The following is a 13693-nucleotide window of genomic DNA, read 5'->3' as shown; positions in this document are numbered from 1 at the left end:
AGTTTAATTTTTCGAGATTTACCTAGAAATCTGAAAACTGACTTTTGCCAGATGCCTCATAAACTTGCTCTGAGGTAGTAAACTATTCTGTCTAATTACATTGTATTACTAAAAAATATCGCATTCATAAGAAGCTTATTTGTACCATACCAGAAAGCTCTAAAATTAGTGTTATCTGTAAATAAAACAGTATTTCCTTTTCCCATATTGTGGTGTCTGAAAGGAACTGTGCCAGATAATGAATCTAGGTTTGTTTGACTTATATAACCACTCAATAATGGGTTTTTGGTATATCTAATAGGGTTGTTATAACTTTGTTTATCAGGTTTTATAAATAACTTTGTATTTCTGAATAATGAAATCTTATCGTTTTTATAACCAAAATTAATAGGGTGAGATCGATCAATGTTTGCTTCAAAAATAGCTCCTCCAATTACTTGTGCGCCATAGAAATCTTGTTTTTGCTCAAAAGTAATATTCTTTGCAGTGTTTTCTGGAGTTACAAATTCAATTTTCATAAATTCGTTTGTGGCAAAAAACTGAGCAGCATTTCTATAGCCTATCAATGTACCACCATTATAAACCCATGTTTTTAATTTTTCTATTTCTTGTTTGTCAAAAGCTTGCCCCCAGCTATTTGGTAATATAATATGAGTGTATTTTGATAGTTCGATTTTGCCAAAATTATCAGTAGTTAATTTAGTAATAGGGATGTCGTAGCGTTGATCCATAAGATGCCAAACCTCTCCAGCGTCATAAGAGGTGATCCCTTTGCCTGTAATTAAACCTATTCTTGGTAGTGATAACGCCTTAAACTTATTACTTCCTAAATCAATCCCTTTTGTTAGCCCTGTAGATACCCCTGTGATGTCAATATGGTTTTCTAATGCTACTTGTTGTAATAATCTATGTAGCTCTTCATTGTTTAACCTTTGGTTCTGAACAGGAATCATAATGGTTCCATAATCATAATCATTATTTTCTAATGAAAAAGGTTTCATGCCCACTTTAGCACGTATTCCTTTTGATAAAATGCTATATAAAGCTTTTGGCGTGTAGTATTCATGCCATTGCATAAGGTATGCATACTTACTTTTGATAACAGTGTTTTCTTTTTTATGAGTGAGTTCTGATATTTCATTGCCTAAATAGGAGGTAGGAGCATTATCAGTATAATCTAAATTAAAAGCCAAAGGAAAAGTCCAAGCAGAAACATCATAAAATAAACTATCTTGAAAAGTAGTTCTTTTTTCGAAGATAGCCTTTAACAATCTTTTTTGTCGTTGGTTTTTGGGAACAACATAACTATATCCTTTTTTAAAAACATTACCCTTTATCGATACATCCTGTTTTAGATCATATAGCTTGACTTGGTGTTTTTTAAGAATCTCAGCTAGATGGTAAGAGGAAGCAGCATCTTTTTCGTTACCAAAAAGATATGCATCTTTAGCGGGTTCATTTCTTGCATTAGAATAAAAACTACGTTTGTATTCTAATAGTTCTTTACGCATTGATTGTGCCGCTTCTAGAGTAGAGAGTGCTGTTGTAAACTGATTTCTTATAGTAAAAGGAAAAGTAAGTATTCCGTTTTCTGTTTGTTGGGCATGACCACGAGAGCTACCTTGCTCAAAAAGAATTCCTATACCACCATTTATATCAGGAAAAGTAGAACCTTTACCATAATAGAAATCATCAAAATTTTCTTCGGTATAATATAATGACCCAATATTGTCTAATGCCTTTGCATGGTAATTAGCAATTTCTTTAGTTAATTTTTGATTTAATTTAGGGGTTAGAGGATGAGTTCTAGATTGAATTCCTGGTTGAAAAAAGAAAGTACTATTAGAGCCCATTTCATGATGATCAGTAAGGATATTTGGATACCATTGATGAAAAGTTTGAATCCTAGCTTTTGATTCGGGCAATTGTACAGGTAGCCAATCACGATTCATATCAAACCAATAGTGATTTGTTCTGGCTCCTGGCCATACCTCACTGTATTCACGATCCTGAGGGTCAGGATTAATATTTTTACTTTTATTTGTATTGGCCCAATATGCAAAACGCTGTAAGCCATCTGGATTTAATGACGGATCAAAAAGTATAACCACATTATCCAGAAGATTATTAATTTCCTGCCCTTGAGCTGCGGCAAGATAATATGCTGCAACTAATGATGCATTAGAACCACTAGGCTCATTCCCGTGAATAGAAAATCCCTGATATACAACTGCAGGCAGATTTTCTATATCAACTGAACTAGCTTCTTTCTGAGTAAGTTCAACATGTTTTTTTTGTATCTCACTAAGATTAGTATGATTTTTTTCAGAAGTTATAGTAAGTAGAATTATAGGACGATCTTCAAAGGTTGTTCCTCGTTCTTGTATTGTTATTCTGGGAGAGGCTTTAGCAAGGGCTCTCATGTAATTCAAAAGTTTATCATGGGTAGCATGCCATTTCCCAGGAACATAGCCAAGAATACTTTGTGGAGTAGGAATTTCTGGATTATAATTAATTCCTTTTGGAAGGTAATACTCTAAAGAGATATCGTTTTGTGAGAAAGAAAAAAGACTTAATAGGGCAATAATACAGGTAAAGATATATTTCATACGTTTTGTTTTTGTAAATCTTGATTTTGATTATTTTCTATATAATGTGAATATAAAAAAACCGCCTCGGTTAATGAGGCGGTTTGGATAACTTTAACTTAAGTTTTTTGTGCGTTTTTTAGATATCATCAAAGCTTACATCTGTAAAGCTTTCTGTAGAGGCAGTAACTTCTTCTGTACTGTTACTTGCAACTACATCTCTTTCATATGATTTCTGAAAATCTTTTTGATGTCTCTCGCTTATTACTTCTTCGCCTTTTTCTTCAACTATGAAGTGAGTCATCTCGTTTAATATCTCTGTAAAGCCCATAAAGTCTTCCTTGTATAGATAAATCTTATGTTTCTTATAGTGAAAAGATCCATCGTCATTAGTAAACTTTTTACTTTCAGTTATCGTCAAATAATAATCTCCTGCTTTTGTAGCTCTTACGTCAAAGAAATATGTTCTTCTACCTGCACGTAAAACTTTTGAGAAAATTTCCTCTTTATCCATCAATTCATTATCACTCATAATCTGTATTTATTAATTAATTAATATGTTATGATGGTTTCAAAAATCCAAAAAAATTGTTAATCGGACAAAAAAAACTCAAATTTCTTTTTCACTAAGTTGTTTTAAATAGAGTTTTTTATAATAGCCGTCAGTGTTTATTAGTTGATTATGAGTGCCTTGCTGTGTTATTTTGCCATCTTCTAATACAATGATTTTATTTGCATTTTTTGTAGTAGATACTCTATGACTTACAATAAAAGTTGTCTTGTTTTTAGAAATTTTACGAAGGTTATTCAGTATTTCTTCTTCTGTCTCTGTATCTACAGCAGATAAACAATCATCAAAAAGGAGGATTGCAGGATCTTTAATAATAGCTCGAGCGATAGAAACACGTTGTTTTTGACCTCCAGATAAAGTGATTCCTCGTTCACCAAGGACAGTGTCATAACCTTTACTGAAACCGATTATGTTTTTATGAACTACCGCATTTTTTGTAGCCTCATAAACTTCACTATCAGTAGCTGTTTTATTTCCAAATTTTATATTGTTTTTGATACTGTCACTAAATAAAAAAGCATCTTGAGGAACGTAACCAATATGTTCTCTTAGATCGGTTAGATTTAGATTTTTTATAGGGATTTTATCAATTTTTATTTCTCCAGAAGAAACATCGTATAACCTACCAATCAGGTCTAATATTGTTGATTTTCCTGACCCAGTTTTTCCGATGATACCAATAGTTTCTCCATTTTTAATATCAAAAGAGATATTTTGTAATGCAGTAATGTTGGTATCATCATAAGTAAAAGAAACATTGTCAAAACTAATATTGCCTTTAATTTTTGATTTTTGGGTTACATTATTAATAATTTCTGGTACTTGACTCAGAAATTCATTTATTCTTACTTGAGAAGCTTCTGCTTGCTGTACAATAGAACTTACCCAGCCTACAGTAGCTACAGGCCATGTGAGCATATTAACAAAAATAATGAATTCAACAATCACTCCTAAATCCTGTATAGTTCCTTCAATAAATTGTTTTCCTCCTATATAGATGACTAGAATATTGCTAAAACCTATTAGCAATACCATCAACGGAAAAAATAAAGCCTGTACTTTTGCCAAATCCAAGTTTTTATCTTTACTACTATTAGAGAGTTCAGTAAAACTTTTCTGAGTCTGCGGTTCTATACCATACGCTTTGATCACAGTTATACCACTAAAAGACTCTTGAGTAAAAGTGGTTAGTTTTGATAAAAATTCTTGCACAATAGTACTACGTTTATGAATAGCAACACTTAATTTATATATAGATATAGATAAAACAGGTAAGGGGGCTATTGTGTATAAAGTAAGTTCTGGAGCAATGCTAATCATATATCCAATCACAACTACAAAAAGAGTAATTGTATTTACACTATACATAAGTGCTGGCCCTACGTACATTCTAACTTTGGATACATCCTCACTGATACGATTCATGAGATCTCCTGTTCTATTTTTTTTGTAGAAATTAAGAGACAATCTCTCATAATGCTGAAATACTTCGTTTTTTAAATCAAATTCAATAAATCTAGAAACAACAATAAATGTTTGGCGCATTAAAAAAGTAAAAAAAGCTGAAATGAGTAAAGCCCCAGCAATAAGAGAAATGTTAAAAATAAGTCCGCTTTTTACTTCAGCAATATCTGTAATCTCATGGTTGATATATTGCTCGACCACATCTACAGAATCACCTACTAATGTAGGAACCATTGTTGCAAATATCCTCGCAACTATGGTGATTACAAGACCTATAATGAGTCGAAATTTATATTTAAAAAAATATTTGTTTAAATGGCGTAATGCACGCATAAAAGATTAATATTTATAAACGAATCTATTAGTGAATTCGTAAAATTTAACAGCTTTTGATTTTATATTAGTAAAAATACACTATTTTAGCATCCTTATTTTGAGTATAATATAATTGTAACGTTTAAAAAAATCACAACATGATAACCGAAGTGTTTACTGCAAATCAACTTAAAAAAGAAGCTCCAGTATTTGGTCAACTCTCTTTTGATGATCATGAGCAAGTTGTATTTTGTCAGGACAAAGATACAGGATTGAAGGCAATAATTGGTGTACATAACACAATTTTAGGACCTGCATTAGGAGGGACAAGAATGTATGACTATGCTACCGAGTGGGATGCACTTAATGATGTATTGAGGTTATCAAGAGGAATGACTTATAAAGCTGCAATTACAGGATTAAACCTTGGAGGAGGAAAAGCAGTTATCATAGGAGACCCAAAGAAATTAAAGACACCAGAACTGATGACACGTTTTGGTAAGTTTGTTCATACCTTAGGAGGTAAGTACTATACAGCAGAAGATGTAGGTATGGAGACTTCTGATATGGATACCGTGCGAAAGGTTACTCCTTATGTAACTGGTATTTCTGAAGCCAATGGAGGAGCAGGAAACCCTTCTCCTGTTACTGCATATGGTGTATATATGGGAATGAAAGCTGCTACCAAATTTACATACGGTAGTGATGCTTTAGAAGGAAAACGAATCTTGGTTCAAGGGATTGGACATGTAGGGGAAGAGCTAGTACGTTTAGCTTCAGAAGAAGGAGCTAATGTAGTAATAAGTGATATTAATGAAGAGAGACTTTCTGCAATTAGTACTAAGTATGGGGTAGAAATCTATAAAGGAAATGATCTGTATGAAGAGACAGCAGATATTTATGCTCCTTGTGCTCTTGGTGCTACAGTAAATAATGAAACTATAGATAAATTAAAAGTTAAGATCATTGCTGGAGCAGCAAATAATCAATTGGCAAATGAGAACATTCATGGTTCATTATTGCAAAAGAAAGATATTGTATACGCTCCTGATTTCTTAATCAATGCAGGAGGAATTATTAATGTATATGCAGAAATAGCTGGATACGGTAGAGATCAAATTATGTCTAAAACTGAAAATATTTATGATACTACTCTTGATATTTTGAATAAGGCAAAAGCAATGAATATTACTACCAACGAAGCTGCAATTAGTATAGCAGAGGATAGAATTGTTGCTCGTAAAAAAGAAAAATAATTCGTGTAGCGTAATGTTACTTTATAAAATGATGAAAAGTGCTGTTTGATAAAAATCAATAGTGTTTTCTTAACATTATTATGAAACTAAAAACAGTACTAAAAATATTTAATAAAATCTATCTATAAAAAAAGGAATTTTGAGTTGGTAGATTAAAAATAATAGTATTTTTGCAGGGTAAAAGTGATAAGACACTTTTACCCTTTTTTAATATTAAGTTCTTTGTAATTTTTCTATGTTAACCAGAAGACATATCCGAGTAAAAGTAATGCAGTCCCTCTATTCTATGGAGCAGACGCAAAGTGGTAATCTTGATAAAGAAGAAAAGTTTCTTCTTTTCAGTATTGATCAGATGTATGATTTATTTCTTATAAACCTTCAACTTCTGGTAGAAATTAGAAAACATGCGGCAGATTTTTTGACCAAGAGTCAAAAAAAATATCTAGCCACCACAGAAGAGAAAAATCCTAATACCAAATTTATTAATAATGAGTTGTTAATGTTGCTAGAAAAAAATGAGCAACTTAATACAGAACTCGAGAATAAAAAGATTAACTGTTGGCAGTTAGACGATGAATATGTAGCGATATTGTGGAAAGAGATTAAAGAAAGTGATCTCTACAAAGATTATATGCATACTAAGCAAAGCACTTTTAAAGAAGATAAAGATTTTATAATCGATATTTTTAAGGAGATTGTTGCGCCCAATGATAAACTTTATGAATATATAGAAGATAAAAAACTAACATGGATCGATGATTTACCATTGGTAAATACTTCTATCATAAAAATGCTTAGAAAAATTAAGCCATCTTATGATGAATCTATGGTATTACCTAAGCTATATAAAGATATTGAAGATAAGAAATATGCTAGAGATATTTTTAGAAAGACAGCATTAAACGGAGAGGAGTATGCTAAAGAGATTGATGGCAAGACTCCTAATTGGGATCAGGATAGAATCGCAGAATTAGATAAAGCGATTATAAAAATGGCAATTTGTGAGTTTGTGAAGTTCCCGTCAATACCAGTAAAAGTAACAATTAACGAATATTTAGAAATTGCAAAGGAATATAGTACACCTAAAAGTAGTATTTTTATCAATGGGATTTTGGATAAAATCTCTAAAGAGTACCAAGAAAACGGCAAACTAAATAAGGTAGGTCGTGGACTTATGTAAAAAAATAGTATTTTTAACCCTCAAATAATTAAAAACCTAAGTAATGAAAAAAGGAATCTTAATTTTGGCCGGAATTTTTGCTATGACATTAGTGTCTTGTAAAGAGGATGCGGCAAAAAAAGTTAAAGAAGAAAATGTAGAAATGGCAGAAGGTCGTGATGCAAAAAACACAGATTTTCCTGTAATGAGTTTTGCAAAGACTGAGCATGATTTTGGAACAATTAATGAAGGGGATGTAGTAGAACACAAATTCGAATTTACAAACACAGGTAAAGCACCTTTAGTAATTGTAAGTGCAAAAGGAAGTTGTGGTTGTACTGTTCCACAATGGCCAAAAGATCCAGTTGCTCCAGGAGCAAAAGGAGAAATGCTAGTTAAGTTTAACTCTAGCGGTAAGCCAAATCAACAAACTAAGCAGGTGACTATCACTGCAAATACAGAAGCAGGAAAAGAAATTATTAAAATTAAGGCTACGGTAACTCCAAAAGCTAAACCTGTAAGTGGAACACCAGTAAGCAAATAAATTTATGGATCAAATTCAACAGTTTCTACCTTTTATATTAATATTTGTGGTAATGTATTTTTTTATGATACGCCCACAAATGCAAAAAGCAAAAAAGGAGAAAAAGTTTGCTGAGGACTTAAAAAAAGGAGATCGTATAGTAACAAAAAGTGGTCTTCATGGAAAAATTTTTGATTTCAGTGAAAAAAATAATGCTATTATTATTGAAACAGGAGCTGGTAAATTAACGTATGATAGATCTGCAATTTCATTGGAGATGAGTCAGAAATTAAACCAACCAGTAGATAAGAAGTAATAACTAGCCTACTTATTTTAGAAGCGCGATAAAATTAAAATGATTTTATCGCGCTTTTTTTGTTAATAGAATGTTTGATTATGAGTTCTTCATAGTGACAATTCGTTGAGGTAATGGGGCATCGTAATTAGCTTGACCTAGAGCCTCTACGATCTTTTGTCTGGTATCCCAATATACATCCCAATAGTCATCACAAGTAGAATAAGGTAATGCAAGTAGCTCTATACCGTTTGCACCTAGATTATTTACAGCAACACGAGGCGCAGGTTTTTGTAGTACATTTTTATCAGATGTCATCACCTCCATTACAATTTTTTTAGCCTTTTCTATATCAGCACCATATTGAATGCCAAAAGGCATATCCACTCTCAAATTACCAATTGTAGTAAGATTAGTGATCGTTCCAGCAGTGATTGCTCCATTAGGAATGATTTCTGTTTTGTTTTGAAATGTCTCTAGAACGGTAACAAATACAGAGATTTCTTTTACAAATCCCAGTTTACCTCCAGTTTCTATCAAGTCACCAACCTTAAATGGGCGAAATACTAATAGCATTACTCCAGCAGCCATATGACCTAGAGAACCATTAAAAGCACCACCAATAGCGAGACCTACCGCGGCTAATAAAGCAGCAAAAGTAGCGGTTGGAATACCCACAATTCCAGCAATAGAAATAAATAAAAGTACTTTTAACAGGAAATTGACTAGTGTAACAAGAAATGGTTTTAATGTGTGATCAACTTTGCTCTTGTCAAACGTTTTTTTGATAGCTCTCATGACTAATTTTATAATCCAAAGACCTATAATTAAAGCAACAACACCACCAACAATTTTTAACCCGTACTGCCCAACACCTTCTTGAATAGAGTTAAAAAAGCCACCAAGAGAATCGGTAATAGTACCACTTGCCTTCGAGGTGACTTCTATAGTTGTGTCAGTAATCTTTTCTGTAATTTGCATGATTTATGTTTTAAGTGATTAAATAGTTTATAACATAAATCTACTACTATCATAAAATCAGCATAGTGGGATCAAATGATAAAAATGAACAAAATCGTTTAAAGTACTGAATACTCGATAAATTGTATTACTTCTTTGCAGTAAGTTCAGCAACTTTTACAATTACTTCTACTGCCTTTATCATGCTTTCTACAGGGACATACTCATATCTACCATGAAAATTATGCCCTCCTGCAAAAATATTAGGACAAGGTAATCCCATGAAGCTTAATTGAGAGCCATCTGTTCCTCCTCTAATAGGTTTTATTACAGGAGTGATGTCTAGAGATTTCATAGCTTCTTCTGCAATATCAACAATATGCATCACTGGCTCAACCTTTTCTCGCATGTTGTAGTATTGATCTTTGATTTCTAGTTGTATTACTTCGTTGTCATGCTCTGCGTTAATTTTGTCGGCCAGTTTTTTCATGGTTTCTTTTCTAGCTTCAAAGAGTTGTTTGTCATGATCTCTTATGATATACTGTAGTTGAGTTTCTTCTACATCACCTTTTATAGTATGTAGATGAAAAAAACCTTCTCTACCAGTTGTATGTTCTGGAGTTTCTAATCTAGGTAACCCATTAATGAAATCTTGAGCGATATACATGCTGTTTATCATTTTTCCTTTGGCATACCCAGGATGTACAATTTTTCCTTTTACGGTAACTACAGCCCCTGCTGCATTAAAATTTTCGTATTCAAGTTCTCCGATCTGACTACCATCCATGGTATATGCCCAATCAGCACCAAAAGTGGCTACATCAAATTTATGTGCCCCACGACCGATCTCTTCATCTGGGGTGAAACCAATTCTAATTTTTCCGTGCTTAATCTCTGGGTGCTGTATCATATACTCCATTGCAGTAATGATCTCTGTAATTCCTGCCTTATCATCAGCTCCTAGTAAGGTAGTACCATCTGTAGTGATAAGTGTTTGTCCTTTGTATTGTTTTAGGTCTTCAAAATAATCAGGAGAAAGAACGATGTTCTCTGAAGCATTAAGCATGATATCCTTCCCATCATAATTCTCTATAACTTGTGGGTTTACATTTGCTCCAGTAAAATCTGGGCTCGTATCAAAATGCGAAATAAAACCAATAGTAGGTACTTCATGTGCTACATTAGAAGGTAATGTAGCCATGATATATGCGTTTTTATCAATAGTGACATCTTCTAGGCCAATAGCTTTTAATTCTTCTACCAATTTATTGGCTAGATCCCATTGTTTTTCTGTACTGGGAGTGGTATTGCTGTTAGGGTCACTTTCAGTATCAATAGTTACATAACTGATGAACCGTTGTATAATATGTTGTTTTGAAATCATTACAAATAATATTTTAGTATCTGAAGAATTCAAAAATACACTTTTATTAGAACCTTGTATGACTTATTTTTGCACAAGTAAAACTATAGTTAATGTATAAGCTTCTATTACGACCGATATTATTTTCTTTTGATCCAGAAAAAGTACATCATTTCACTTTTAGAATGATCAAATTTTTATCCAGAATCCCATTAGTACCATCACTTTTTAGAGGTATATATCAGGTAAAAAATACTGAATTGGAACGAGAGGTTTTTGGATTAAAATTTAAGAATCCAGTAGGACTAGCGGCTGGATTTGATAAAAATGCGGTATTGTATAATGAGTTAGCTAATTTTGGGTTTGGTTTTATAGAAATAGGAACAGTAACCCCCAAAGGACAAGAAGGAAATCCTAAAAAAAGATTGTTCAGACTAAAAGAAGATCAAGGGATTATTAATAGGATGGGGTTTAATAATGAAGGATTACAGGCAGTAATACACCAACTTAAAAAGAATAAAAATAAATTAATTATCGGTGGAAATATAGGAAAGAATACCGATACAGTTCCAGAAAATTATACCAAAGATTATATAGCATGTTTTGATGCACTACACCCGTATGTAGATTATTTTGTACTTAATGTAAGTTGTCCAAATGTGGGGAGTCATGCAAAGCTAAATGATAAAGAATATTTACTTGAATTAATACGGGCGGTGCAACAACAAAACAATTCATTTGAAGAACAAAAGCCTATCGTATTAAAAATCGCACCAGACTTAAACCCTAATCAATTGGATGAAATTATAGAGCTGGTGGCAGAAACCAGCTTAGATGGTGTCATCGCTAGTAATACCTCTGTGACTAGAGATGGGTTGAAAACCTCTGAAGAAAGGATAAAAGCTATTGCAAATGGTGGATTGAGTGGTCAGCCTATAAAAAATAAGAGTACAGAAGTTATACGATACTTGTCAGAAAAGAGTAATAAGGCTTTTCCTATTATAGGAGTAGGAGGGATTCATAGTGCAAAAGATGCTTTAGAAAAAATAGAAGCAGGAGCAAGTTTGATACAGATATATACTGGTTTTATTTATGAAGGACCTAGGTTGATAAAAAATATTAATAAAGCATTACTTCGTAAATAGAGATGAATTACGAAATCCTCTATACTTTTGTTTTGGCAACATCGGCATTAGCTATCTCACCTGGGCCTGATAATATATTTGTATTGATGCAGAGTGTGGTACATGGCAAAAAATATGGGCTGGCTGTTGTAGCGGGCCTTATGTCTGGATGTATTATACATACTACTCTGGTTGCCTTTGGGGTATCTGCTATTATCAAGCAAAGTGATATGCTTTTTTTTGCTATTAAGTTGTTTGGAGCGTTGTATTTATTCTTTCTTGCGTATAAAGTGTTGAGAAGTAAAGCAGCAGTAAATCTTACAGATGATGGTATACCTAAAAAAAGTCTAGGGCAATTATTTAAACAAGGATTTGTGATGAATGTATTGAACCCTAAAGTATCTATATTTTTTCTCGCATTTTTCCCAGGTTTTTTATTTAGTAAAACCATTAGTAGTATAACTCAGTTTTATGTATTAGGATTGCTTTTTATAACAGTTTCATTTATCGTTTTTGGATTGATAGCAGTTCTGGCAGGAGCTATTTCTGAACGTCTTAAACAAAACTCAAAAATTGGACTTGTATTAAAATGGCTTCAGGTTATAGTTTTTTTAGGGATTGGAGTATTTATTCTTATTTCGGAATAAAAAAAGACTGCCGTTTCAGGCAGCCTTCTAATGTGGATAAAAGGGTGGTAAATATTAGTAGGTTAAGTTATAATGCTTCATTACTTGATAGTAATCATTGATATCAACTCCTTGTAATTTTAGTTGTGATAGAATATTTTGACCACTACTTTTGTTTGTTGATTCTATGATTACAACTCTTAATTCGTCGAGTTCGCCTGCTGCAATAGAAAAAGTAGTGTTGGCATTTCTATTATAGAAATCCATTGAATATCTCTCTAAGTTTATAAAAACTCTTACATCTATATTTAATGGTGTTAAATTAGTATTGGGGATAGGGTATAATCGATCTGTTCCTGCTGGTTTTAGATATCCTAAAACCACATCATTATCAATAACTTCTTGAGATATTTCTGGTACATTCTGATCATGAAAAGTATCTGATACAGAAGCGAGATCATAGGTGAAAGATTGGACATTAGCATTACCATCCTGTCCATCAGTTCCGTTTTGCCCATTAGTTCCATCTTGCCCATTAACTCCTTGTGGACCAGTTGGACCAACAGCACCATCCTCTCCATCTGAGCAAGAAAATGTTAGTAATGTAATAATTGCTAAAAAAAAGTACTGTAGTTTTAATCTTTTTGTTTTCATAATGTGAAATTTTAATTATTTAAAGTTTTAATTGTTTAAAGTTTTACACTCATAGAAAAAGAGGAATTTTTTAATTGATGGCCACTAGTTCACTTTTGGTAACCAGTCTCCCATTTGCTTTGCGTGTTTCTTCTTTTACCATCCCTACACCTTCTGCGATCCATTGTTTAGAATGTTGTGTTTTGGTCATTCCCATCGTTAATTGGTTAGTGTATGTAATCACAAAACAATCAAAGATTCCTGCAGGAGTAGTAATTTGTTCTTTGGCAATTACTTTTCTGTTTAGCATAGTGGTAGTCATGTTTATATTCATGATTCCAGCACTTACAGACATATGTACAGATGCATCTGGTAGCTCCTGATTAATGCTTAGAGTGTTGGGGATAGAGATATCATCACCAGTAATACTATATTGCATATCACTATATTGATCAAGTATTCCTGGTGCTATAAAAGATTCTGGATCCAACCGAGTAGTATTGTCAGAACAACGTGCTTTAAATGATGAAGAGATAATATGTTTGTTATTTCTGCCATCTGTCAAATCCATTGTGATAGTAATGATGCTTTGCTCACCAGTATTCTCAACTTTAGTGACCTTATATTGACTAATGATTTCAAGGTGTTCTCGTTTATCATATTGATGTATCGTCAATGTTTTTCCTTCCTGACTAGCATAAAATTTACTGCAATTGTTGTTTTGAGCAAATACCGATGATAGTGTTAGTATTGCGATTAAAAAAAAGATATGTTTCATAGGTTATTTTGTTAACAGTTACTTGTTTTGATAAGTAG

Annotated in this window: 13 protein-coding genes; 6 read left to right on the top strand and 7 right to left on the bottom strand. The window is 32.7% G+C overall.

The annotated features are described in order from the left end of the window. Positions 1-95: 95 nt before the first annotated feature. The 3 genes from DG508_RS04390 to DG508_RS04380 all read right to left on the bottom strand — a co-directional run bounded on the left by DG508_RS04390 (position 96) and on the right by DG508_RS04380 (position 4956). Positions 96-2609 carry a M14 family zinc carboxypeptidase gene (locus DG508_RS04390; RefSeq protein WP_108866973.1) on the bottom strand — a complete coding sequence of 838 codons (2514 nt, stop codon included), beginning with the start codon at positions 2607-2609 and terminating at the stop codon, positions 96-98. A 118-nt stretch (positions 2610-2727) separates the two neighbouring features. Beyond that, a complete protein-coding gene (locus DG508_RS04385; protein ID WP_108866972.1) occupies positions 2728-3120 on the bottom strand; it encodes a PUR family DNA/RNA-binding protein in 393 nt (130 codons plus the stop codon). A gap of 78 nt (positions 3121-3198) precedes the next feature. Beyond that, complete coding sequence (locus tag DG508_RS04380) at positions 3199-4956, bottom strand: ABC transporter ATP-binding protein (RefSeq protein ID WP_108866971.1); 1758 nt, start codon at positions 4954-4956, stop codon at positions 3199-3201. Between the two features lie 140 nt (positions 4957-5096). Between DG508_RS04380 and DG508_RS04375 the strand changes: the two genes are divergently transcribed. The 4 genes from DG508_RS04375 to yajC all read left to right on the top strand — a co-directional run bounded on the left by DG508_RS04375 (position 5097) and on the right by yajC (position 8192). Beyond that, a complete protein-coding gene (locus DG508_RS04375) occupies positions 5097-6194 on the top strand; it encodes a Glu/Leu/Phe/Val family dehydrogenase (protein WP_108866970.1) in 1098 nt (365 codons plus the stop codon). 268 nt (positions 6195-6462) lie between these two features. After that, the gene (gene nusB / locus DG508_RS04370; RefSeq protein ID WP_328515267.1) at positions 6463-7374 is read left to right on the top strand and encodes a transcription antitermination factor NusB; all 912 of its coding nucleotides are present in this window, start codon (positions 6463-6465) and stop codon (positions 7372-7374) included. Positions 7375-7417: 43 nt separating this feature from the next. Next, the gene (locus DG508_RS04365) at positions 7418-7897 is read left to right on the top strand and encodes a DUF1573 domain-containing protein (protein WP_108866968.1); all 480 of its coding nucleotides are present in this window, start codon (positions 7418-7420) and stop codon (positions 7895-7897) included. Positions 7898-7901: 4 nt separating this feature from the next. Beyond that, the gene (yajC, locus tag DG508_RS04360) at positions 7902-8192 is read left to right on the top strand and encodes a preprotein translocase subunit YajC (RefSeq protein ID WP_108866967.1); all 291 of its coding nucleotides are present in this window, start codon (positions 7902-7904) and stop codon (positions 8190-8192) included. 78 nt (positions 8193-8270) lie between these two features. On the opposite strand, the gene DG508_RS04355 is transcribed toward yajC, so the two are convergent. Next, complete coding sequence (locus tag DG508_RS04355) at positions 8271-9152, bottom strand: mechanosensitive ion channel family protein (RefSeq protein WP_108866966.1); 882 nt, start codon at positions 9150-9152, stop codon at positions 8271-8273. A gap of 127 nt (positions 9153-9279) precedes the next feature. After that, positions 9280-10515 carry a peptidase T gene (gene pepT, locus DG508_RS04350; RefSeq protein ID WP_108866965.1) on the bottom strand — a complete coding sequence of 412 codons (1236 nt, stop codon included), beginning with the start codon at positions 10513-10515 and terminating at the stop codon, positions 9280-9282. A gap of 92 nt (positions 10516-10607) precedes the next feature. Here pepT and DG508_RS04345 point away from each other — a divergent pair, with 92 nt between their 5' ends. Both DG508_RS04345 and DG508_RS04340 read left to right on the top strand, forming a co-directional pair. After that, positions 10608-11639: a quinone-dependent dihydroorotate dehydrogenase gene (locus DG508_RS04345; protein WP_108866964.1), complete on the top strand. Its 1032-nt coding sequence runs from the start codon at positions 10608-10610 to the stop codon at positions 11637-11639. Positions 11640-11641: 2 nt separating this feature from the next. Then, positions 11642-12265, top strand: coding sequence for a LysE family translocator (locus DG508_RS04340; RefSeq protein ID WP_108866963.1), 624 nt, complete (start codon positions 11642-11644; stop codon positions 12263-12265). Positions 12266-12319: 54 nt separating this feature from the next. On the opposite strand, the gene DG508_RS21145 is transcribed toward DG508_RS04340, so the two are convergent. Both DG508_RS21145 and DG508_RS04330 read right to left on the bottom strand, forming a co-directional pair. Next, positions 12320-12898 (bottom strand): collagen-like protein, encoded by a 579-nt coding sequence (locus DG508_RS21145; RefSeq protein ID WP_108866962.1) that lies wholly within the window; start codon positions 12896-12898, stop codon positions 12320-12322. Positions 12899-12968: 70 nt separating this feature from the next. Further along, positions 12969-13655: a TapB family protein gene (locus DG508_RS04330; RefSeq protein ID WP_108866961.1), complete on the bottom strand. Its 687-nt coding sequence runs from the start codon at positions 13653-13655 to the stop codon at positions 12969-12971. Positions 13656-13693: the final 38 nt, after the last annotated feature.

The sequence above is a fragment of the Aquimarina aquimarini genome, assembly GCF_900299535.1.
GTDB lineage: Bacteria > Bacteroidota > Bacteroidia > Flavobacteriales > Flavobacteriaceae > Aquimarina > Aquimarina aquimarini.
The sequence above is the reverse complement of the archived record's forward strand: the minus strand, read 5'-3'. Positions and strand labels throughout refer to the sequence as shown.

Excerpts from the sequence above, each read along its gene's own strand:
- DG508_RS04390 (WP_108866973.1), bottom strand. The coding sequence starts at position 2,609 with ATGAAATATATCTTTACCTGTATTATTGCCCTATTAAGTCTTTTTTCT.
- DG508_RS04385 (WP_108866972.1), bottom strand. The coding sequence starts at position 3,120 with ATGAGTGATAATGAATTGATGGATAAAGAGGAAATTTTCTCAAAAGTT.
- DG508_RS04380 (WP_108866971.1), bottom strand. The coding sequence starts at position 4,956 with ATGCGTGCATTACGCCATTTAAACAAATATTTTTTTAAATATAAATTT.
- DG508_RS04375 (WP_108866970.1), top strand. The coding sequence starts at position 5,097 with ATGATAACCGAAGTGTTTACTGCAAATCAACTTAAAAAAGAAGCTCCA.
- nusB (WP_328515267.1), top strand. The coding sequence starts at position 6,463 with ATGCAGTCCCTCTATTCTATGGAGCAGACGCAAAGTGGTAATCTTGAT.
- DG508_RS04365 (WP_108866968.1), top strand. The coding sequence starts at position 7,418 with ATGAAAAAAGGAATCTTAATTTTGGCCGGAATTTTTGCTATGACATTA.
- yajC (WP_108866967.1), top strand. The coding sequence starts at position 7,902 with ATGGATCAAATTCAACAGTTTCTACCTTTTATATTAATATTTGTGGTA.
- DG508_RS04355 (WP_108866966.1), bottom strand. The coding sequence starts at position 9,152 with ATGCAAATTACAGAAAAGATTACTGACACAACTATAGAAGTCACCTCG.
- pepT (WP_108866965.1), bottom strand. The coding sequence starts at position 10,515 with ATGATTTCAAAACAACATATTATACAACGGTTCATCAGTTATGTAACT.
- DG508_RS04345 (WP_108866964.1), top strand. The coding sequence starts at position 10,608 with ATGTATAAGCTTCTATTACGACCGATATTATTTTCTTTTGATCCAGAA.
- DG508_RS04340 (WP_108866963.1), top strand. The coding sequence starts at position 11,642 with ATGAATTACGAAATCCTCTATACTTTTGTTTTGGCAACATCGGCATTA.
- DG508_RS21145 (WP_108866962.1), bottom strand. The coding sequence starts at position 12,898 with ATGAAAACAAAAAGATTAAAACTACAGTACTTTTTTTTAGCAATTATT.
- DG508_RS04330 (WP_108866961.1), bottom strand. The coding sequence starts at position 13,655 with ATGAAACATATCTTTTTTTTAATCGCAATACTAACACTATCATCGGTA.